A 20,310-nucleotide genomic window follows, 5' to 3' on the forward strand; every position below is an offset into this window, starting at 1 on the left:
TAAATCAACGTTCCTGATTTTAGCACCTTAAAACGGCCATCCCATAAACATCAGGATGACCGTTTTTCCATTGAACTATCTTTAATCTTTCTTCTCCAACTGCACAGACGGATGCGCCGTAAACCATTCCGTCATGTCATCAAGCCGTTGAATCCGCAGGCTTGGCAACCCACTGCGGGACACGCCGTGGAAACTCTGGGGGTAACGAATAAAGTCGGCGTCGCCCCCGTTGCGTTTAACCGCCGTGAAATATTCTTCAGACTGACTGATCGGGCAACGCATATCCCACTCGCCGTGTAACAAGCGAACCGGCGTTGTTACGTTCTGGGCGTAGGCAATCGGTGACTGTTTCCAGTACGACGCCACCCCACCCTGGTCGAAGAGGTCCGTACCCAATTCGACTGGGTTAAAGTAAAAGCCAATGTCACTAGTCCCAAACAGACTGATCCAGTTGGTGACCGACCGCTGTGATACGGCCGCAGCGAAGCGGTGTGTGTGGCCAATCGTCCAGAGTGTCATGAAGCCACCGTACGATCCCCCCGCAATGTATTGCCGTTGTGGGTCTAATGCCGGGAACTTCTCTAACGCCGCGTCCAGGCCACTCATCACATCGTGGTAATCGTTTTCGCCGTAATGTCCGTTCACGTCATTTTCATACGCCTGCCCATAGCTGGTCGATCCCCGTGGATTGAAGAAGACGACGCCAAACCCACGGCTGGCGTGAACTTGAAATTCATAGAAGAAGGTCTCACCGTAATTTGCGTGTGGCCCCCCGTGAACGTACAACAGGACGGGTTGCGTTGCCGCCTGCGTTTGTGCTGGTAAATACCAGCCCTCTAGTGGTTGACCATCGGCAGCTTGATACTCAAAATGCTGTGGGTGCGCGAACTCATGGGTGTCTTCGTAAGCAGCGTTCGGGTCGTAGAGTACCTTTTCTTGACCACTCACCAGGTCTAATTTCACCAATTCACTCGGCTTATCCTGGTAGGAAACGGCGAGAATCACATGCTCGGCATCGACCACATCGAAGTCAACGACTTGGCGGGCCGTATTGTCGACCAACTTCACACCGTCATCCCCAGCAACGTACAGTTGACTGTGCGCGTGAAAGGCTGCGGCAAACACGATGTGATCAGCATCTAGCCACCGGGCCAGCTTGCCCGCGGGTTGTTGCACAAAGTCTCCCGCGAAGTCGGGCACCAAATCGGCCTGTAAATCCGGCGTTAGGTTTACCAACTCGCCGGTCTCGCGGTTGGCCACGTAGAGGTTGGAAACCGTCTGGGCGCCGAACTCACCATCGTTACCGACCAGCGCTAATTGCTGACCATCCGGTGAAAAGCTGGCGTCACTGAAGCGGCCCTCAGGCAGTGTCGCCGTTAAATCAACCACGTCACCGGTCGTCACGTCAACACAGTAAGCCCCGTGCGCAAAGTCACGGTCATTTTCGGGCTGGTCGTCCTGCAAGATGGCCACGAACCGCCCGTCAGCGCTCACCGAAGTTAAACTAAAGTCATTGGCTTGCTGAAACAGTTCTTCAACCACGCCAGTTGCTGGCACGAACCGCCGTAACCGGTACGTCACGTCCAATGGTAACCAGCCATAGCCGTCCGCCTTGTTGATCAACCGCTCGACATGCCGCGTCTGGGGAAAGGCTTGGGGACTTGGTAATTTTGGCTGTTCAGCCGTTTCGGTCGTCTTAAAGAAGACACTCGTGCCATCCGCCGTTGCCAACACCGTATTGACGGCCTCATCTGGCGTCGTGGTGGTCACCAAGTGTGGCTCACCACCCGTGACGGGCACTTGGAACAGTTGTGCCTTGGCGTCGGCGACGTTGGCCGCAAAGAAGACTTGGTCACCCACCACCGCGGGTTGGACGTTTAATTTTCCATTGACCGCGATGACCTGTTGATGGCCGGCATCATCGACACGGTTGAGTTGCGCGCGATACCCATTGCTAGCCTGATCAACACTATTTTCAACAAAAACAGTCGCCTGCTGGGTCGCTAACGGTTGCGACACCGATTTTAATTTAAAAAGATCCTGGGCACTGACACCTTGTGGCATACACATCGCTCCTCAATTTAGTTTCTCATTATATTCTCATTTGGTTGTTTTTCATGTTAGCCTAGTCGTCAATCGTTGTCAATTCTCAAACGCCGTTCTTTGGAAAACGTCCCGAACGACCGCGCCTGAAAGTTAGCAATCAGCAAAGCGTGGTAGACTGAACACAACTACAAGCTAAGGAGTGATTCTGATGAAAATTGCAATTGCAGGTGCTGGCGCCATGGGGTGTCGCTTTGGCGTCAAGCTCCAGAATGCTGGCAACGCAGTCACGTTGATCGATAACTGGGCCGACCACGTCGCTGCCATCAACACGACGGGCCTCACCGTAACCACCAATGATGGCACCGACCACATTACGGCCATGACCGCCGCTGCACCGCAGAACGTGACCGACCACTTTGACCTCATCATTCTCTTCACGAAAGCCATGCAGATGGACCACATGCTGACGGAACTGGGCGCTGTGCTACGTAATCAGCCGGTCGTGTTGACCCTCGCCAACGGTATCGGCAATATCGAAACGATTGAAAAACACGTGCCGAAAAATCGGATTGTCGCCGGCACCACGGTCTGGTCTTCCAGTCTAACGGGGCCGGGCCACATCACCGTCACGGGAACTGGCAGTATCTCCCTACAAGCCATCGTACCGGCTGAGTTCCCCGACCTACCAGATGTGCTACAAACCTTCAACGATGCTGGCCTCAACGCTAGCGTGGCTGAAGATGTGCTGGCCGCCATTTGGAAAAAGGCCGGCCTCAACAGTGTGTTGAACACTTACTGCACCCTATTTGACTGCAACATCGGCGAGTTCGGTGCGCTCCCCAACTGGCGAACGCTCAACGACGCTGTGCTTGACGAATTTCAAGCCGTCGCCGACGCCGCTCACATTAGTTTCGATGCCCAGACCGTGACCGACCTCATCGCCGCGCAGTTTGACCCCACGACCAATGGCGGGCACTATCCCTCCATGCACCAAGACATGGCCAAACACCGGCCGACCGAAGTGGACTTTCTGAACGGTTACGTCGCCAAATTAGGTACCCAACTCAACGTTCCGGCGCCAGTCAACGCTAACTTGGCCCAGCAGATTCATGCTAAGGAAAGCCTGCTCGGAATCTAACGGAAAAATTATAGCACCACGTTCTGTGGTTTTACTACTATATGTAGAAAATTCGTCTTTTTATCCCCCAATATCTAGTTGTAATTTCTGTTCATTCATCGTAACATAGACTTATACGCATTTTGACTGAACGTAGAAATCAATTAGATTTACGTTCCACAAAGCTTGGAGGGCTAGAGACGATGGACGTTTTAAGAAGATCACAGACCACGATGCATCCCGGCGGACTAACCGTGGAAAACTTAGCTGGGGAGCACGCTCCGTTTAACTCACGTAAGATTCATGCGGCGTTAACGGCACTTACCAATGACCCCACAGTCGTCCACCGTGTTGAAAGCCTGATTGTTGCCCAATTAGCAGGCTTTGACGTCGTTGCGACCGGCACGATTGAAGCGACCGTCGTGGAAACGCTAGAACAGCTAGGCTACCAACATATGGCGAACAACTATCAGAAGCAGCAACACGCTTAGTGGTATTTTAAAATTTATGGCAAGACAAAAACGGTATCATGGCAACTAACTGCTACGATACCGTTTTTTCATCGTTACCTATTTTCTCAAAAGATGTGTCTTAATAAAATTCGCACCAAATAGGGCAAGCGTTACCAATAACATCACCTTGAAATCCGTTACGAAACTAACGACTCAAGAATAGACGTAAGCCCAAAACTACGAATCTTCAAACTATTGGAAAATGAGAAGTGTATTTTCCAACATTATACGAATACTCTTTTCCTCATTGGTAATTGTACCGTTGAGCCTAATCGTTTCAGTCACTGCTCTAGCAGACACTCCCATCGGAACAAGATGCTTCTTTAGATGATCTGAGAGTAAGGGATAAAACCATGCCTGTCATAAAATTCCCTAACGTTTTCCAAAGCGTCTAAACGCACTAAATCGGCCCCAATTATCGGAATAATCTGCCAGTATACGTTTAACATTAAATGCTCTAGCAAAAGCGTTCCGTACCCATCCCGCTGAAAATTTTTATCCACCGCTAGGAAGGGAACATCCACGCAAGGATAACCAATGTTACCATCACGCCCCACAATCTTACTAGAATCACGAAATCTTTTCGAGAGCTTAGATGTTCCCATTGTAATTGTGTAGTAACCAATTATGGTATCATTGTTCGCACTATACATAACATATGTGACCGCTGACTTATCGTTCGTCACAAAGGAATCTCGCAAGTACTGATTCATCTGGCAGTAATTATTCTCATATGCACGCGACTTTTGATTTGAAGAATCTAACTGAAAATCTCGTGGTCGACAATCAAATTGCTGGATTTTATCCGCCAATAAAAGAAGTGAAGCTGGATTATCAATCTTTATTGGCCATCTATTGGCCATCAGTCAGCATGGTCTTATTTCGCAATTGTTTCCGTCCATTTGGTGTGGCTTCAATTACCAAGTCCTTATACTTCTCAACGTTAGCAAAGGTCGCACGTGCCTTGGCAACTGCTGCGATATTCTTCTCATTTTTAGGATTGAAAATAGCATCATATTCCGCGTCACTCATTACCGCTGATTCTAAATTTGAATTCATATGCACTGTCCCTCCAAGTTTCAAACATCGCTATGTTCCACCAGTCATTCTTATCGCCCAGCATAACACGTGTTCTACAGATCGCCTAACGTTATCGTTTTAATACCTAATTGATTGTGAATATACATCATCCGGGCATGCTTACAAACTGCTAACGGCCATATAATCCCTTTAGGAACGCCATCCAAAGTCACAATCGTTAACGCGAATGTAGCAATCGAACAGACTTTCATCACGACTAACACGATTGAAACACCGTTGTGGAAACGCTAGAACAACTGGGCTACCAATGGCGAACAACTATCAAAAGCAGCAATACGCTTAGTGGTATTTAAAAATTTATGGCAAGACAAAAACGGTATCGTGGCAACTAGCTGCTACGATACCGTTTTTCATCGTTACCTATTTTCTCAAAAGATGTGTCTTAATAAAATTCCCACCCAATAAGGCAATCGTTACCAATAACATCACCTTGAAATCCGTTACGAAACTAACGACCAAAGATAGAAGTAAGCCAGCGACTAAGCATAAGCACAAAATTTCAATAGTTTTTTCCATATCATTATTCGCCTCTCCGATTTATTCCATACCCGTTAAAAACGAAACCATTATCGTTTTCTCTTGTCTTTTTTGGCCTTACGTTTTGCGTTTATGGAATCAATGATGAGAACGTCTATGAATGCTAGTGCAACGCCAACAATTGATATTACTGAAATAAATATGTAGTGCAGTAAGTAATAATGCCCTTTGGTGAATAGGTCTATTGGGCCTTTGATGACAAAAGTTACTATGAGGATGACTACTATCATTAGCTCGATATTTTCAAAATAATTGGTAAATTGTAATCGATATCGATCGTAAAATTTTTTCATTATATCGGCGTCCTTTTAGACGAATATGAGAAAGATGGCCTTTACTGTGACCCCTGCCCAGTAATTGGTAAGGCCAGCCTTCTTAGGACTTTAAGCCAGCTTTCATTTTAGAAATCTATATTACCGTTGCCCCCTACTTTTGGTACTTTTTGCGTCTGTGTCTTTCGTATAAGCATTCGATTGCTAAAATTATTCCAAAGAATGCTAGACCACTGAGAAAGGACGTCGCTGCCGCTTGAAGGTACTTGAGTAAGTAGTAATGGCCTTTTTGAAACAAATCTATTATCCCTTTGATGATAAATATGAAAAAGACTAGGAAATAGGTGTAACTTTGTACGGTACTAAAGTAACTATCTATTTGCCTTTTGTAATGGTTATAGAATTGTCTCATATTTGTTTAGGCCTCTTTTACTAAAAATCAAACAGAATGCTTGCGATTTTAATCGCGGGATGAATTGTGTGTTTCCTCCCTTTTCTTTTGGAACAAGATTAATACTAAACGATATTAGTTGAGAGAAAAAGGAACGGACTGTTTACGTGGGTGAACGTAAAGGGATAGTTGCGGGTTGTGACAGTGACAGTAACGGTAGTATATGATCAGCGATATCTTGTTTAAAAAATACAAAGGTGCTATCTCTGATGATATAATTTCGGATATTAAGAGCATGTCATAAAATTGTTGAAATACTTATGTAGTGTAAGGTTCCGTCAATAGAGTGATATTGCCTGTAACCTAAGTAGTGGCTTTTCTGCAAGGGTTAGTAAAAGTTGCGAGACTTAGGCTTACTTAATTTGATAAACAACGGTTTTTGACGGTGTAATCCATTTGTCTTCAATAACGACGTAGCAACTAATTAGACTGAAAACAATGACTAGTAGTGAGACTAAAATGATGGTCTTATGTAGACTATTATATTTGGTATTTCGCCACATGACGTACATAGGTAAAAAGATCCCGACTGGAGGGAGAAGAACTGAAACTATTGCCAGTAATATCAAGATGATTCCTTCGTCAGTATTTTGATAGGGGAACGTGTTGATCTTTTTTAACTGTTTCCTTTTTTCAGCAATTTGCTCGTTATTGGCATCAATTTGTTCTTTTAATTCTGAATTATCCTTTAGTAATTTATCAATCGACATTTTATAAATATCGCTGAGCTGAATTAGATTGTCCAGGTCTGGATAGCCGCGACCATTTTCCCATTTTGAAATGGATTGGCGGGTGACGTGTAGAATTGTGGCAACCTCGTTTTGTGAAAATCCTTGTGCAATACGAGCACTTTTTAGTTGCAAGCTAAAATCTGCGATTAGATATTCCTCCTGTGTAAGAAAAGTTTTTTCTGTTTTTCTATAAAAATCGAGTTATGTCCGGTCTCTTTGTTAATTAGTAAGTACTAAAGCCATTTACTCAAAACGACTAAAATTAATACAATTAACGGAAAAAAAACCGTAATAATTCGCAAGTACCAAGATAATGTCAAAAGCCAGTTCTTACTTTTAATCTTTTTAAAGTATTCTCTCATCCAAGAATAGGCAACTACAGATATCAATACCAGATTTACCACCTGTGTAACAAAATTCTCTCTTAAAATAACAGGTATCAACATCAAAGCAATCAGGCAACACACATCGTAGCCTATTATAAGTGGCTTTATACTCTTCAATATATTTTCCCTCCTAAACACTTTTTACTAGTATCTAACTAACCTTTAGTCTACCCGAAATGCCAAATCAAGTGCAACACTTGTCAGAATAACTATGGTCATGGCGCCATGCTTTTAACGTAACTTGAGTTGGAATAGTGGGAAAAGTTTAAGGGCCTCACAGGCACTGAGGTAGTTCAAGAACTTCCAAAGCTTGTGGTTAAGAATGTCATATATGGCATAATAAGCGCAACAGCTTCCAAAAAATATTTACTCCATTCTCGCAATCGGTCATTACACTTGACCAGTCATCATAACGTTATAGCAACCAAATAGGATTGCCAAACAAGTAAACATAGTAACAAATATATTCTTCATAGATTTAACCTCCTGATTCGAGGTTAAATCTATGCATGATAAGGCATAAGGAACGCTCTATTTACCAATAGGAAACGTTCCCTTTACATTGAAAAAAGGAAATCCAATTTCAAATTGAATTTCCTTTTTTTATTCTTATAAGATACGCTAGCTTGACTAACTATTTACTACTAAAGAACCGTGCAAGCCATTTTTTATGTTCATCACTTACCTGTTGTGTTACCGTTCCCTTATCGCCATTTGCGATTTGCGTTTTCAATTTGCGTTCTTCACTTGCAATTTTTAGTAATTTTTGGAGTTGCTCATTAGTCGAATCCAGCCGTTCCTGTGTTTGAGCCTGCAGTTGCTGTGACTGGTTTAGGGCTTTTAATAAGTTTGAAATTTGCTGATCCTTAATTGCCAGTTGCTCATGAAAAACGTCGACTGGGCTTTTTCCTGTTTGCATTTTAGAATTGCGTTTTTTTGCGTCATCACCAGAACTACTTAACCGAGCCGTTAACACTTTTTCTCCTAATTCACTTACTAATAATTTATTTCCTTCTTTCGACACATACAGTTGTCGAAATTCATCATCCATTTGCTTACGAATAGTTTGTTTACTAACGGATTGCTCCTCAGCAATTTGGCGAATTGTTTTAAGACTCAAGTTTACCATCCCACCTCCATTCTGAAATTACGCTACTTTTTATTATCTGAAGATATTTCTTCATAACTTTAGCTAGGCTCACTCAACATTTTGACTTTCCATACATACTTTAGAATACCCTAGTTTTCACCTAAATCGTAAGTAAAATAAAAAACCGATCAGCACTCCCCCGAGAACTGATCGATCTAGTCTATGAACTTAGTTGTGATTCCAAGTGGTGTAATTCCGCCGTCCGCACATCGCGAGGCAAGAACCGCCGAATTTCTTCTTCGTTGTAACCCACTTCAAGTCGCTTGTCATCAAAGATGATGGGGCGCTTGATTAGATCGGGGTATTTTACAACCAAATCAACCAACTGGCTAACCGAGAGCGTGTCAAGGTCAACGTGTAGTTGCTTGAAAACATTCGACCGGGTCGAAATGATGTCTTCACTGCCGTTTTCGGTCAAGCGAAGAATCTGCTTAATTTCGGCTGCGTTCAATGGCTTGGACTTGATGTTCCGTTCTCTGAACGCAATATCGTGTTCCTTCAGCCATGCACGGGCCTTCCGACTGGATGCGCTACTTGGCGCAATGTATAAATTGATCATATCTCAGCACTTCCTTATCGTTGGATTGAGTAACGATAGAAAAAACAATTGACTTAGCTTGGTTGTAGCTAAATGTTTCACTGAATCATCTAGTAGAACCAACTTATATGTTACCACAACTGAATGAATAATCAACCTTTTTTGGAAACTTTCTAAATTACAAGCAACATTTTTTAGTGAGTTGGTTGTTGCCCCCAACCATTACCTTGGACCCAATCGAATTTGTGAGATTAATTAAAAACAGCGTAATTATCACCGTTAGTTTCGTCACAATGTCGCGACCATCGGTAAATTATCCCCTGATAAGTCATTTTGATTATCCATTAAATTCGCCACGTGTGTCTTTTTTATTTCTATGTATTAATATTCATTTGATTAGAATTTATATTCATTTTTCGTTAAAATTTCCAGTTAAATTCATTACCCCAAACTAACCGATGTGGCTAAACCGGCGTTTCTGCTATGTAAAGATATTCGTTTCCCCTTTCCATCACCATTAGTTGTAGAATGAGAACACAAAGTTATTTCCACTGGGAGGAATTTTCCGTGAACGTCTTCTATGCCGTCCTGCTACTGGTGCTCGCGACCATCGTCGCCAATACGATCTATCCGTATTTCCCACTGATTCCGCAGGCTTTCTACCAAATTTTTGCTGGGGCCATCCTGTCCCTGGTACCGCTCTACCACCACTTCGTCCTTGAGCCCGAAGTGTTTATGCTACTGATCATTGCGCCCCTCATGTTCTACGATGGTCGCAACGCCGATGGTAAAGAGCTCCGCCGCAACGTTGGCTCCGTCCTTTCCATGGCGGTCATCTTAGCCGTCCTCACCGTCATTCTGATGGGCTACCTGAGCCACGCCATGATTGCCAGCATTCCGTTAGCCCTGGCCTTCGCCCTCGCCGCCATCGTCACGCCAACCGATGCCGTGGCTGTATCATCGATCACCACCAACATGGCGGTTCCCGAACGCGTCATGGGCATGCTGGAACGCGAGTCCCTCTTCAACGACGCTTCCGGTTTGGTAGCCTTCAACTTAGCTCTGGCCGCCTTTACAACTGGCCATTTCTCCGTTGGTGACGGTATCAAACATTTCTTGGTCGTCTTTCTCGGCGGCCTATTGATCGGTCTGATTCTGGGGATCGTTGCCGTTTGGGCCAGGGTCTACCTCGTCCAAAGTGGCAAGGACTCCGCCAGCGTCATCGTGCCCTACGATGTCCTGGTGCCCTTTCTCATCTACCTCGCCGCAGAGCACGCCGAACTATCCGGTATCTTAGCCGTCGTCGCCGCGGGGCTGATCTACAGTGCCTCCAACAACCAGTTGCGGCTCTCCAGTACCCAACTGCAGCTCGTCTCCCGGTCGACCTGGAGCATCATCACCAGCGTCCTCAACGGCTTCGTTTTCGTCCTGTTAGGGGTCTCGCTACCAACCGTTTGGGTAAATATTCAGCAAGATCACAATAAGTCGTTGCCGACCTACCTGCTGTTGGCTGTGACCCTTTATCTGGTCATGCTCGCCCTGCGTTACCTCTGGATTCGTTTCGACTGGGCTCTGATTCATTCCGAAAAGGCCAACTTGCGGAAAAATGCATTGGTGGGCGCTTTATCCGGTGTGCACGGCACCATTACGTTAGCCATGGCTTTCTCCCTACCCCTAACGTTTAACGGCGCCAGCTTCCCCTTCCGCAATACGATGATCTTCATCGCCGCGGTCGTCATTATCCTAAGCTTACTGGTCCCGACCGTGGTACTCCCGTTCGTGTTGCCAAATAAGACGCTTCCCGTGGATCCCGCAACCGCACTCAAGGAACGTAAGGCACTAGTGGCCTACGCGACCGACCGGCTGGCCCAAGAAAGTACCGCTGAACCCGCCACGACGCAGGCTGTGATTGAGATTCTCAACAGTCAAGCCACGAACCAACGCCCGGACAAAAAGAAAATGCAGACGATCTTGAACCAGGCCACTCAGGTCGAAGTCGAGACGGTTCAGGCCTTCGCCGACGATGGCACGATTCCACAGAGTTTCGCTGCTAGATACGTTCGGCTGTTGGTGATCAAATCGCAGATGAACAGTAACAACCCCTTCGTCAACATCTCCATCTGGGTCCGTTTCGTTTGGCACCGGGTCGCACACGCCCTCACGCACCGGGCCATTCATGGTCTGACGCGTAATCGTCGCCGGGATAAACGAATCGCGCAGCAACGGCAGCAGCTTCAACAGCGGCCCCACACAGCCGAACAGCAGGCGGCCCAAGAACGCCGGATTGCGTTACAGAAAGAACGGGGACAGCGGCGACCACGCAACCAACGGATCGACCAGCAACGCCGCGAGAACTTTTACAAGATCGAGGCGGGGGTCTACGCCAACGTTATCGACTTTCTCACGAAGATTGCCAGCGTCGACAATCAGACTGAGGTCAACACCGTGCGGAACTACTACAATGCTCGCCATCGCCGCATGAACACCAAACAAGATGACAGCCAACAAAACGAACTGTTCATTCAAGCTTTCCAATTTGAATACACCTACGTCCGCGAACAACGTAACGCCCACAAGTTGTCGCCGGCCTTGGCAGAAGAACTTTACCAGCAAATTTCCACCGATCAAATGCTCTACATGCAAGAAATTGCGGCGACCGACTAGTTTCTCCACGTTGCGTCACATTTTCTTCACAATTAACTGTTATAGTTGTCGCATAACTTACGAATTAACTACGAATAAGTTACCAATTTTACTCCTCCAAAAGTAAAAATAACGGGCGATTGGCTACGGCGGTCGACCCACTACTCCAAACGTAATATACGTTCACAAAAAGCGACGACGCAGACAATTTCGGTCTGGTCGTCGTTTTTTGTTGGGATAATTCCCACTCCCAGGACCGGCGTTACTGGTAAGGAAAAGCCATTTGGGTCAGCACACCGCAAAAATCAGTGCATTAAGTGAGAAAACATCTCATAATCGAACGATTTTTGCCACCAGAAATTTACACACATCGCAAACTAGCTTATAATTTCTTTAACACGTTAAAGATTTGGCGTCTTTTCGCGAATTGGAGGGTGACAGTTATGAAGCTGACAATTTTATCGACGAGCGATACCCACGGGTACGTCTTCCCCACAAACTATGTGAAAAAGGGAAGCCACCAGGGATTTGGCCTGGCGCGCGCTGCCACGGTGATTGCCCGCGAACAAGCTAACGCTCAAGGTCCCGTGGTGACCATTGAGAATGGTGATTTTCTAGAGGGCTCCCCACTGGCCTACTATGTGGCCCGGGTCAAGCCCGACCGTAATCCACAACCACTCATGAACATTTACAATCAAGTTAATTATGACTGCGGGATCCTGGGCAACCATGAATTTAATTATGGTCAGGCGTACCTGCAGGCTGCCATTCGTGACGCCAAACGAACGATCCTGTGCGCAAACATTTTGGACGCTAACGGCCAACCCGAATATGGGCAGCCTTACAAGATCATCGAAAAGGATGGCATCAAGATCGGTGTCCTCGGTCTGACCACCCAAGCCGTCTACAAATGGGAGAAAGCCACTAATATTAGCGGTCTGCAATTCGAATCGGCCTTCATCGCCGCCAAGAAATACGTGCCCATCATCAGAGAACACGCTGATGTCGTTGTTGTCTGCTACCACGGGGGCTTTGAACGCGATCTAGTCACGGGGCAACCCAATGACATTCACGTGGGCGAAAACGAAGCCTACCACATTTTAGAGGCCATTCCCGGCATTGATGCCTTAGTCACAGGGCACCAACACCGTCAATTGGCCACCGACGTCTTTGACATTCCGACCACCCAACCCGGCTTTCGGGGGCAAGCTGTCGGCAAGATTACGCTGGAGCTCGACCGTGACGCTAACGGCACCGTGCACGTCACCCAGCACCACGCCGAACTGGTCAGTGCTGAAAAGGCGCCTCTGGACGCCAAGGTCTTGACCGCTGCCAACGACCTCAACAACGAAGTCGGTCATTGGCTGGATCAACCGTTGGGCCATATCAAAGGCGACATGACATTCACCGACCCCTTTGCCGCTCGGATTCACGAGACGCCCTACATTGAATTTATTCAAAAGGTCCAGATGGCGACCATGGGGGCCGACATTTCCGCAACGGCCTTGTTTAACGACGAAGCCCGCGGATTTGAGAATCCCATTACCATGCGCAATATCATGACCAACTACGTCTATCCCAACGGTCTGTCCCTCCTGAATATTACCGGCGCTGACCTGAAGGCGGCGTTGGAAGTCAGTGCGCGCTACTTCACCGTGAAAAATGGCGAGATTGCTGTTAATCCAGCCTTCGTCCACCCGAAACGGCGGCAATACAACTACGATATGTATGAGGGCGTCGACTACCGGCTGAACGTGGCGAAGCCCATGGGCCACCGGGTCGAAAATCTGACGTACCACGGCCAACCCGTCACGCCGGAACAACCCCTCCGCATCGCATTGAACCAATACCGGGCAGTCGGTGGCGGTCACTATGCCATGTTTGGCGCCGACAAGATCATTGCGGAGAGCCAGGGAGCGATGAGCGAAATCATCGCGGACTACCTACAAGAGCACCCGACGATAGATGCGACCACTAACGATAATTTTAGCGTGGTCAATGACCCACAAGATTAATCTGAAACAACTGAAAAACGGTTATCATTTCTACCCTGCTCTGCAGCGAGATGGAAATGATAACCGTTTTTTTGGACGACCTTAAAAAAACGCTCCGATGACAGGACGTTTTGGCGTTACTTTTCAGAAATATGGACTATATTCACCAGATCATGGGCATGGGTGATAACTTAAAAACAGCATTTAATATCATGGTCAACATGTACCCCCCTGTGACAGTAACAACACTGGTAACTAGTAAACATATTATCCACGATATTGCCTTCGAATCAACGCTTTTCCCATATTTATAAATTTTATTCAAGACGGATACGGTTAGTATACCAATGCCACATAATAACGTTATCGTTAGCAGCAATCGATACCCACTATAACTACCTGCCCTGGTTCCCCAGTCAATCATAGGATTAATAACAAACACAGCAGTGACCGCTAATCCCACACCTAAAATAGCAGATAAAAATATTTGTGTTCCAATTATTTTTTTCATGACTTTTTTTCTTTCCTTGTTGAGCCCATCATAAATTAGTCATTCCCCTTTGATAGTTAAACTAAAAACTTTAGCTTTTTAAGTATGCTATCGATAGCACTATATCTTAGAAGTACGCCTATGAGGAAGAACGCAACTATTTACGTCTTCGTCATGTAAACTACCGCGTTCCCCTTACTTTAAATCATAAACTAGTTACTAGTTGTACAACCAGTAGCCCAATTGTGGGCAATATCCATCGTAAGATTAAGCTACAGAAAAAAGGCCCAATTCTAAAGTGAATTGAACCTCCAAATTCTCCATATCAACACCCGTTGACAAAGAGCCTACCACTACTCGTTAGCAGCCTTTTTCTTGCGTTTCTTTTTCTTCTTCTTTTCATCACCGATGTACTCAACCGCAGCCAGTTGACGAATCGTGGTGACCTTGATTTTCCCCGGATACGTCAGCTTGTCTTCAATCTGCTTAGCCACTTCCTTGGTCAGGTTAGCCGCTGCTTGGTCGTCGAGTTCTTGTGGCTTGACGACGATTCGCAGCTCACGGCCGGCCTGAATGGCATAGCTTTCGGCGACACCGGTTTGTTCGTTGGCAATCTGCTCCAACGCCCGCAAGCGATTGATGTAGTCTTCCACGGATTCACTCCGCGCACCAGGACGGGCGCCGGAAATCGCATCCGCAGCGGCTACCAAGTCGGACAACGGTGACGTCTTCTCCACATCGCCATGGTGGGCCGCAATCGCGTTGATAACGACCTCGTCCTCACCATACTTCTGGGCAAATTCCGTGCCAATTTCCACGTGGGTGCCTTCAACTTCGTGGTCGATGGCCTTCCCAATATCGTGAAGTAGGCCGGCGCGGCGAGCTAACCGGGTGTTATACCCCAGTCGCGCCGCCATGGCACCAGTCAACTGAGCCACTTCAATTGAGTGTAAGAGTACATTTTGCCCATAACTGGTCCGGTACTTGAGCCGCCCAATCAGTTTCATCAGATCAGGGTGCATCCAGCCCACGTGCAGCAGACTAACAGTCTGTTCTCCGGTCTCCCACAGACTGTGGTTGACATCGCGTTGCGCATTTTCCACTTGTGTTTCAATTTGGTTCGCAGAAATGCGCCGACTGGCAATCAGATTCGTCAGGGCGACCCGCGCCACTTCACGGCGAATTGGGTCATGCGTGCTGATAAATAGCGTCGTGTTATCATCCGGGACAAAGATCAAGTCCGTCCCAGTCAGCGTCTCCAGCAAACGAATGTGTTGACCATCACGCCCGATGATCTTACTACGAATCTCACCGTTGGGCACGACCACTGTATGTTCCATGTGTTCCTTAGGCAGGTCTTGCGGGCCACTCTCGGTTGCCGATAAGACGACATCCTTGGCCCACCGTTCGGCGCTAGCGACGGCATTGTCATTCAACGCCTTAATTTCCACGTCGCGGTCACGCTTGAGTTCCAGTTCGGTATGCTGTAACACGGTATCCTGCGCACCCTTGGCATCCAACTCTGCGCGGTCCGCCAACGTTTTTTCGCGGTCTTCCCGTAACGTCGTGGCTTGGTCGTGCAGTAAATGGATGGCTTGGCGCTGGTCTCTGTTGGCCTGACTGCGTTCGTCAAGCATGGCCGTCTGATCGTCCAACCGTACGGCCATCTGTCCCAACAACTGTTCGCGCTGCTGCCGCCGTTGTTCCCGCACCGCAATGTCGCTCTGTTGTTCGGTCAATTCATCTTTTACTGACTGCTGATAAGCCAACGTATCGTGGCGACTATCCGCCTGCAATTTGGTGACTTGCTTTTTTGCCTTTTCGGTTGCTTGAGCAATGATGTCTCGCGCCTGGGCCTGAACCGCCATGAGTTCTTGACGGTGCTTGTGTTGCCGCACCAGATAGCCGAGCACTAGCCCAATCACCAAAAGACCAATAATTAGTCCTGTGATTAACAATTTGCTAAGCTCCTTAATTTCACTCCCACGGTCAACGTGGGTTCCGTTAATAGGTAATTTCGGGGGACCGGTCACGCAAAATGGCGGTACCGGTAGCCTGAAGCCGTCTGTTTCGAAACGTCGGTCCAGTCTTCACCCGATTCTAGTTAATTATACGCTATTTACGGCCACAACCCAACCAATCATCCGCGCGGTTTTTCCATCGCAACTGGCAGAAATAGCCAGCAGAGGAGAATCAATTTTAAACCAGTGGCAATCCACAGAACCCCCAGCGCCGTCAACATGGCTAGGCGCGCGCCCACGGCACAGCCCAAAATGAAGGTGATCAAGACCAGCGCCAACTTGCCTTGCCGCAACCGCGCGACCCGGTCACCATCGATCCAGGCGCGATAGGTGTCGGTCGCCAAGTTCTTGGTATTTCCCGTCATGATACCGTTGTTGATGCCGATCCCACCGACCTGCCGAAAAATTGTCAGCTCGTAACCGGCCACGACCCCGAGGAAAAAGACCAGCCAGATAGTCGGTAAGGTCGTCTGCAGGCTCGCCAAAACGGTGTAGGCCAGCACGTCCAGCAGCATCAGCCAGCGCATTTGCCGCCGGTGATTGCCCCGACCGATATGTTCACTTAATCCCTGCGCGCCAAAGCACCCCAGAAAGTAACCGATCCAGACCGGCACGTTGACCCAGGCATCGCCCCAGCCATGTTCGACCAATTTGACCACGAACACGACAAGGTTTCCGGTCTGAGCGCTCACGAAGACGGCGCCGTGATTCAGAAATGTGTCGGCGTCGATCATCCCCATGACCAGGGTTGCCCCCAGCGTCAGAATCGTTTCGGTCACGGGCCGAAATTGTCGTTCAATCACTGGTCCCATGCGCTCACCCCTTCTTTTGACTAGCGGTAGCTACTTTTCCAAAAAAGATTGACCATCATCCCAAAAAATCAACTATCGCGGTGAACAGAACGATTGCTTAGCGATACAGATAACAGCCGACCATATCATCATGTTCCTTAACCAAATTTTTGATTGAACGATCAAAGCGTGCCACAGTTTTATACCGGTTAATCATCAGAAGTCCCCTTCAACTGACGACTATATGCCAACAAGTCATCAACATTAGTTAAAACATTGACTCGCCCGGCCTTAAAATCAGCTAGTACTTCATCAAGTTCCGGCATGGAATGACCACTCGTCGGCCTAAATGGCATGCCGTTGTCGTTAATCAGCTGAGCCAAAAACATGTTCACCAGATTAGGTAAGTCTGTTCCCATCGCTTCAGCAAGTACTGTTGCCCGTTGCTTACGATCATGATCAATACGAATCGTTAACCGATCCTTATCCTTAGAACTTGAATTACTCATAATATCTCTCCTTATTGACTTATCAGCGACATTCTAACACCATTTAAACATCTCTCTAGTAAGCCTACTTAATGTACTTCGCCAAGTAGGTCTTCACCGTCTTTTCGTACAACTTGGGGTTGTGTGACAGGGCAGCAGCGTGCTTGGCCCCGGGGACAACGAGTAGTTCCTTAGGACCGGCATCCGCACGGTAGACGTCATAGACCATCTTCGTCGGCACGAATTTGTCCGCACCGCCGTGGATGAACAGCATCGGCTTATGGTTCTTCTTGACCGCAGCCGTGGCGTTGGCATCCTTGAAGTAGAAGCCGGCCTTGAGCTTGGTCGTCAGACTTGTCAGTGGGACCAGTGGCCAGTAAGGCAAGTTGTACATCTCCTTAGCCTGATAGGCGATCTCAGCGTCCGCATTCGTGTAGCCACAGTCTTCAATGTAGGCTTTCAACTGGCTAGGCGTCTTCAGGCCGCTAGTCATCATGGTCGTGGCACCCCCCATGGATACCCCGAACAGGACGACTTGGGCATCCTGACCCTGTTTGGCAATGACCTGGTCGACCCATTTCAAATAATCCTTGCTCTCATAATGGCCGTAACTGATGACCTTGCCTTGACTCTGGCCCTGACCACGGGTGTCCGGAATCAGTGTATTGTAGCCGAGGTCGTGGAACATCGCGACGTACCCGCCCATGGCTTCCTTGTTGGACCCAAAGCCGTGAACCAGGACGACCGTCTTTTTGCTGGCCTGTGCCGCCGGAATGTAGTCCGCAATTAATTTCAAATCAGCGCCGGCCGCCTTTTCCGTCCAGTGTTGCTTGGCAACATCGCGGTACCACTTCTTCTGGGTGTACATCGGATCGGACTTCTTCAACCGGGTATCCGTGGCCACGAAGCTCTTCTTACCACTCGCCACCGTCATGTTGTAGAAGTACAGACTCGCGCCCACGAGGCCCCCCGCCACCAGAATAATGACGACGCCGAGGCTGATCAGCCACCACTTCAATCGTTTTTTCATCTTACTTTTCCCCCTAATCATCTCTCAAATTTCTCTTATTGGTAAGTATACGGAGTTCTTTAGGCCAGCGCAATCGTTACGAAGTTTGCTATAATGTACCCAATTACGGTGGCGCGGCTTGCAAGCCAAGTCAGCTCTGGATCAGCCGCAAGCCGGTCCAGAAAAATAGTTACCTAGGAGGCAATTTCTGTGAAATATTCTTTAAATTGGGACCTCGATTCTCTATTTGCGGGGGGCATTAACTCATCGCAACTCAAAACGAAACTTGCTCAGATCAAGAGTGCCATCGCCACGCTTGGTGACCTCCTGGACCGCTGGGATGCCGCCAGTGACGCGCCAGCCTACCAACAATTCGTCAAGCTCATTGACCAGTTACAGGCCATTGACGCCGGACTGGGTCAAGCAGGTATTTTCATCATGGCTGTGGGTGACGCTGACATTCAAAACCCCGACGTGGCGCCTAAGGAAGCGCAATTACTCGATCTGGAAACGCAGGCCGAAAACGTCAGTGGCAAACTGAAAAAAGTCTTGGTTCAGGTGCCAGACGCCAACTTTACGGCTATGCTGGCCCGGCCAGAGCTCCAGCCCATTGCCTTTAATTTAACCGAAATGCGCGACGCCGGGAAGGAATTGCTCGACGACAAGACGGAGGCCTTGATCAACCGCCTCAACATGGACGGTAAGGCTGCGTGGAGTTCCCATTACGATTCACTGGTTGCAACGGTCAGTGTGCCGTTCAAGGACGCTGACGGCAAGCCGGTCACCCTGTCTGCTGGGCAAGCCGACAACAACTTGCTAGGAAACGCCGATCCCCAATACCGTGCCGACCTCTTACCCGCTTGGGAGCAGGCGTGGGCGGACAAGGAACAGCTTTTTGCCGATACGTTGAACCATTTGGCCGGCTTCCGGTTGACCGAATATGCCGCTCATGGGACAACTGATTTTCTGCGCGAACCTTTAAAAGACAACCGCTTAAGCGCGCAAACCCTAAAGACGATCTGGCAAGTCGTCGATGACAATAAGCAGTTCTTACTCGACTACCTGGACCGCAAGGCGGCTTTGCTGGGCAAGAAGCACGCGGGCTGGCAAGACGTGGAAGCCCCACTGAACCTACCTGGGAGTCACCTGCACCACTTCACATTCGATGAAGCCGCCGAATTCATCATCCAGCACTACGGCGAATTTTCACCAAAAATGGCGGCATTGGCCAAGCACGCCTTCGAACACCGGTGGATCGAAGCCGAAGACCGCGCGGGTAAAGCTCCCGGTGGCTGGATGGAAAGTGCCCCCGAAACCAACGAATCGCGAATCTTTATGACCTTTACGGGCTCCCCGAACGATGTCTCGACGTTGGCTCACGAACTGGGTCACGCCTTTCACTCCAGTGTGATGAGCGACCTGCCCCTGTTGCGGCAAGGCTACGCCATGAACGTGGCGGAAACGGCGTCGACGTTTGGTGAACTCATCGTGGCCGACGCCAACGTGAAGGCTGCTAAGAACGACGCGGAAAAGATCACATTGTTAAACGCTAAAATGGATAATCCCCTGGCGATGTTCTTGAATATCCGGGCTCGTTTTCTATTTGAGACACATTTCTACCAGTTACGGCAACAAAAGTTGGTCACCCCGGCTGAACTCAACGAGCTAATGCTCAATGCACAAAAGGAAGCGTTCGGCCACGACCTGTCGACCTACTCGCCACACCTGTGGGCTAGCAAGCTACATTTCTACATTGACGAACCGGCCTTCTACAACTTCCCATACGTCTTTGGCTACCTGTTCAGTCTCGGCATCTACGCTAAGGCCCAACAGGAAGGCAACTTCGAAGACGCCTACATTGCGCTACTGCGGGACACGGCCAACATGTCGACCGAAGATCTGGCGCAGAAGCACTTGGGCGTCGACCTGACGCAACCCGACTTTTGGCTAGCCGGTGTCAAACTCATCAAACGCGATGTGGCTGAATTCATGCGGTTAACTGATCCATTGGTCAAGAAGTAAGCGGATCATCG

The 20,310-nt window shown here is 48.2% G+C and carries 16 protein-coding genes; 5 read left to right on the top strand and 11 right to left on the bottom strand.

Annotated elements, in window-relative coordinates; genetic code table 11:
• Window positions 1-81 precede the first annotated feature (81 nt).
• Window positions 82-2,064, bottom strand: a complete 1,983-nt coding sequence (locus FAY32_RS06650; RefSeq protein ID WP_143462673.1) for a S9 family peptidase — start codon at window positions 2,062-2,064, stop codon at window positions 82-84.
• Between the two features lie 190 nt (window positions 2,065-2,254).
• Here FAY32_RS06650 and FAY32_RS06655 point away from each other — a divergent pair, with 190 nt between their 5' ends.
• Window positions 2,255-3,184 carry an oxidoreductase gene (locus FAY32_RS06655; RefSeq protein ID WP_143462674.1) on the top strand — a complete coding sequence of 310 codons (930 nt, stop codon included), beginning with the start codon at window positions 2,255-2,257 and terminating at the stop codon, window positions 3,182-3,184.
• A 182-nt stretch (window positions 3,185-3,366) separates the two neighbouring features.
• Window positions 3,367-3,654: a hypothetical protein gene (locus FAY32_RS06660; protein WP_143462675.1), complete on the top strand. Its 288-nt coding sequence runs from the start codon at window positions 3,367-3,369 to the stop codon at window positions 3,652-3,654.
• A gap of 344 nt (window positions 3,655-3,998) precedes the next feature.
• On the opposite strand, the gene FAY32_RS06665 is transcribed toward FAY32_RS06660, so the two are convergent.
• From FAY32_RS06665 to spx, 6 genes are all read right to left on the bottom strand, one after another.
• Window positions 3,999-4,538, bottom strand: a complete 540-nt coding sequence (locus FAY32_RS06665; RefSeq protein WP_143462676.1) for a GNAT family N-acetyltransferase — start codon at window positions 4,536-4,538, stop codon at window positions 3,999-4,001.
• Window positions 4,528-4,734, bottom strand: coding sequence for a hypothetical protein (locus FAY32_RS06670; RefSeq protein ID WP_143462677.1), 207 nt, complete (start codon window positions 4,732-4,734; stop codon window positions 4,528-4,530). The genes FAY32_RS06665 and FAY32_RS06670 overlap by 11 nt, the downstream gene beginning before the upstream one ends.
• A 1,655-nt stretch (window positions 4,735-6,389) precedes the next feature.
• A complete protein-coding gene (locus FAY32_RS06675) occupies window positions 6,390-6,899 on the bottom strand; it encodes a helix-turn-helix domain-containing protein (protein ID WP_158727552.1) in 510 nt (169 codons plus the stop codon).
• 101 nt (window positions 6,900-7,000) lie between these two features.
• Window positions 7,001-7,270: a hypothetical protein gene (locus FAY32_RS06680; protein WP_143462679.1), complete on the bottom strand. Its 270-nt coding sequence runs from the start codon at window positions 7,268-7,270 to the stop codon at window positions 7,001-7,003.
• A gap of 517 nt (window positions 7,271-7,787) precedes the next feature.
• A complete protein-coding gene (locus FAY32_RS06685) occupies window positions 7,788-8,273 on the bottom strand; it encodes a hypothetical protein (RefSeq protein ID WP_143462680.1) in 486 nt (161 codons plus the stop codon).
• Between the two features lie 190 nt (window positions 8,274-8,463).
• Window positions 8,464-8,862, bottom strand: coding sequence for a transcriptional regulator Spx (gene spx, locus FAY32_RS06690; protein WP_143462681.1), 399 nt, complete (start codon window positions 8,860-8,862; stop codon window positions 8,464-8,466).
• A 546-nt stretch (window positions 8,863-9,408) separates the two neighbouring features.
• Between spx and FAY32_RS06695 the strand changes: the two genes are divergently transcribed.
• Both FAY32_RS06695 and FAY32_RS06700 read left to right on the top strand, forming a co-directional pair.
• Window positions 9,409-11,505 (top strand): cation:proton antiporter, encoded by a 2,097-nt coding sequence (locus FAY32_RS06695; RefSeq protein ID WP_143462682.1) that lies wholly within the window; start codon window positions 9,409-9,411, stop codon window positions 11,503-11,505.
• A 422-nt stretch (window positions 11,506-11,927) separates the two neighbouring features.
• On the top strand, window positions 11,928-13,499 hold the full coding sequence (locus FAY32_RS06700; protein WP_143462683.1) for a bifunctional metallophosphatase/5'-nucleotidase: 1,572 nt from the start codon (window positions 11,928-11,930) through the stop codon (window positions 13,497-13,499).
• Between the two features lie 822 nt (window positions 13,500-14,321).
• Here the strand turns inward: FAY32_RS06700 and rny are convergent.
• From rny to FAY32_RS06720, 4 genes are all read right to left on the bottom strand, one after another.
• Complete coding sequence (gene rny / locus FAY32_RS06705; RefSeq protein WP_143462684.1) at window positions 14,322-15,926, bottom strand: ribonuclease Y; 1,605 nt, start codon at window positions 15,924-15,926, stop codon at window positions 14,322-14,324.
• A 182-nt stretch (window positions 15,927-16,108) separates the two neighbouring features.
• Complete coding sequence (locus FAY32_RS06710) at window positions 16,109-16,801, bottom strand: YoaK family protein (RefSeq protein WP_143462685.1); 693 nt, start codon at window positions 16,799-16,801, stop codon at window positions 16,109-16,111.
• 188 nt (window positions 16,802-16,989) lie between these two features.
• Window positions 16,990-17,289: a type II toxin-antitoxin system RelB/DinJ family antitoxin gene (locus FAY32_RS06715; protein ID WP_143462686.1), complete on the bottom strand. Its 300-nt coding sequence runs from the start codon at window positions 17,287-17,289 to the stop codon at window positions 16,990-16,992.
• Between the two features lie 64 nt (window positions 17,290-17,353).
• Window positions 17,354-18,298 carry an alpha/beta hydrolase gene (locus tag FAY32_RS06720; protein ID WP_143462687.1) on the bottom strand — a complete coding sequence of 315 codons (945 nt, stop codon included), beginning with the start codon at window positions 18,296-18,298 and terminating at the stop codon, window positions 17,354-17,356.
• 189 nt (window positions 18,299-18,487) lie between these two features.
• On the opposite strand from FAY32_RS06720, the gene FAY32_RS06725 reads away from it, so the two are divergent.
• Window positions 18,488-20,299: a M3 family oligoendopeptidase gene (locus FAY32_RS06725; RefSeq protein WP_143462688.1), complete on the top strand. Its 1,812-nt coding sequence runs from the start codon at window positions 18,488-18,490 to the stop codon at window positions 20,297-20,299.
• Window positions 20,300-20,310 lie beyond the last annotated feature (11 nt).

This window comes from Levilactobacillus enshiensis (assembly GCF_007115095.1).
GTDB classification, from domain to species: Bacteria; Bacillota; Bacilli; order Lactobacillales; family Lactobacillaceae; genus Levilactobacillus; species Levilactobacillus enshiensis.

Excerpts from the sequence above, each read along its gene's own strand:
- FAY32_RS06650 (WP_143462673.1), bottom strand. The coding sequence starts at position 2,064 with ATGCCACAAGGTGTCAGTGCCCAGGATCTTTTTAAATTAAAATCGGTG.
- FAY32_RS06655 (WP_143462674.1), top strand. The coding sequence starts at position 2,255 with ATGAAAATTGCAATTGCAGGTGCTGGCGCCATGGGGTGTCGCTTTGGC.
- FAY32_RS06660 (WP_143462675.1), top strand. The coding sequence starts at position 3,367 with ATGGACGTTTTAAGAAGATCACAGACCACGATGCATCCCGGCGGACTA.
- FAY32_RS06665 (WP_143462676.1), bottom strand. The coding sequence starts at position 4,538 with ATGGCCAATAGATGGCCAATAAAGATTGATAATCCAGCTTCACTTCTT.
- FAY32_RS06670 (WP_143462677.1), bottom strand. The coding sequence starts at position 4,734 with ATGAATTCAAATTTAGAATCAGCGGTAATGAGTGACGCGGAATATGAT.
- spx (WP_143462681.1), bottom strand. The coding sequence starts at position 8,862 with ATGATCAATTTATACATTGCGCCAAGTAGCGCATCCAGTCGGAAGGCC.
- FAY32_RS06700 (WP_143462683.1), top strand. The coding sequence starts at position 11,928 with ATGAAGCTGACAATTTTATCGACGAGCGATACCCACGGGTACGTCTTC.
- FAY32_RS06710 (WP_143462685.1), bottom strand. The coding sequence starts at position 16,801 with ATGGGACCAGTGATTGAACGACAATTTCGGCCCGTGACCGAAACGATT.
- FAY32_RS06715 (WP_143462686.1), bottom strand. The coding sequence starts at position 17,289 with ATGAGTAATTCAAGTTCTAAGGATAAGGATCGGTTAACGATTCGTATT.
- FAY32_RS06720 (WP_143462687.1), bottom strand. The coding sequence starts at position 18,298 with ATGAAAAAACGATTGAAGTGGTGGCTGATCAGCCTCGGCGTCGTCATT.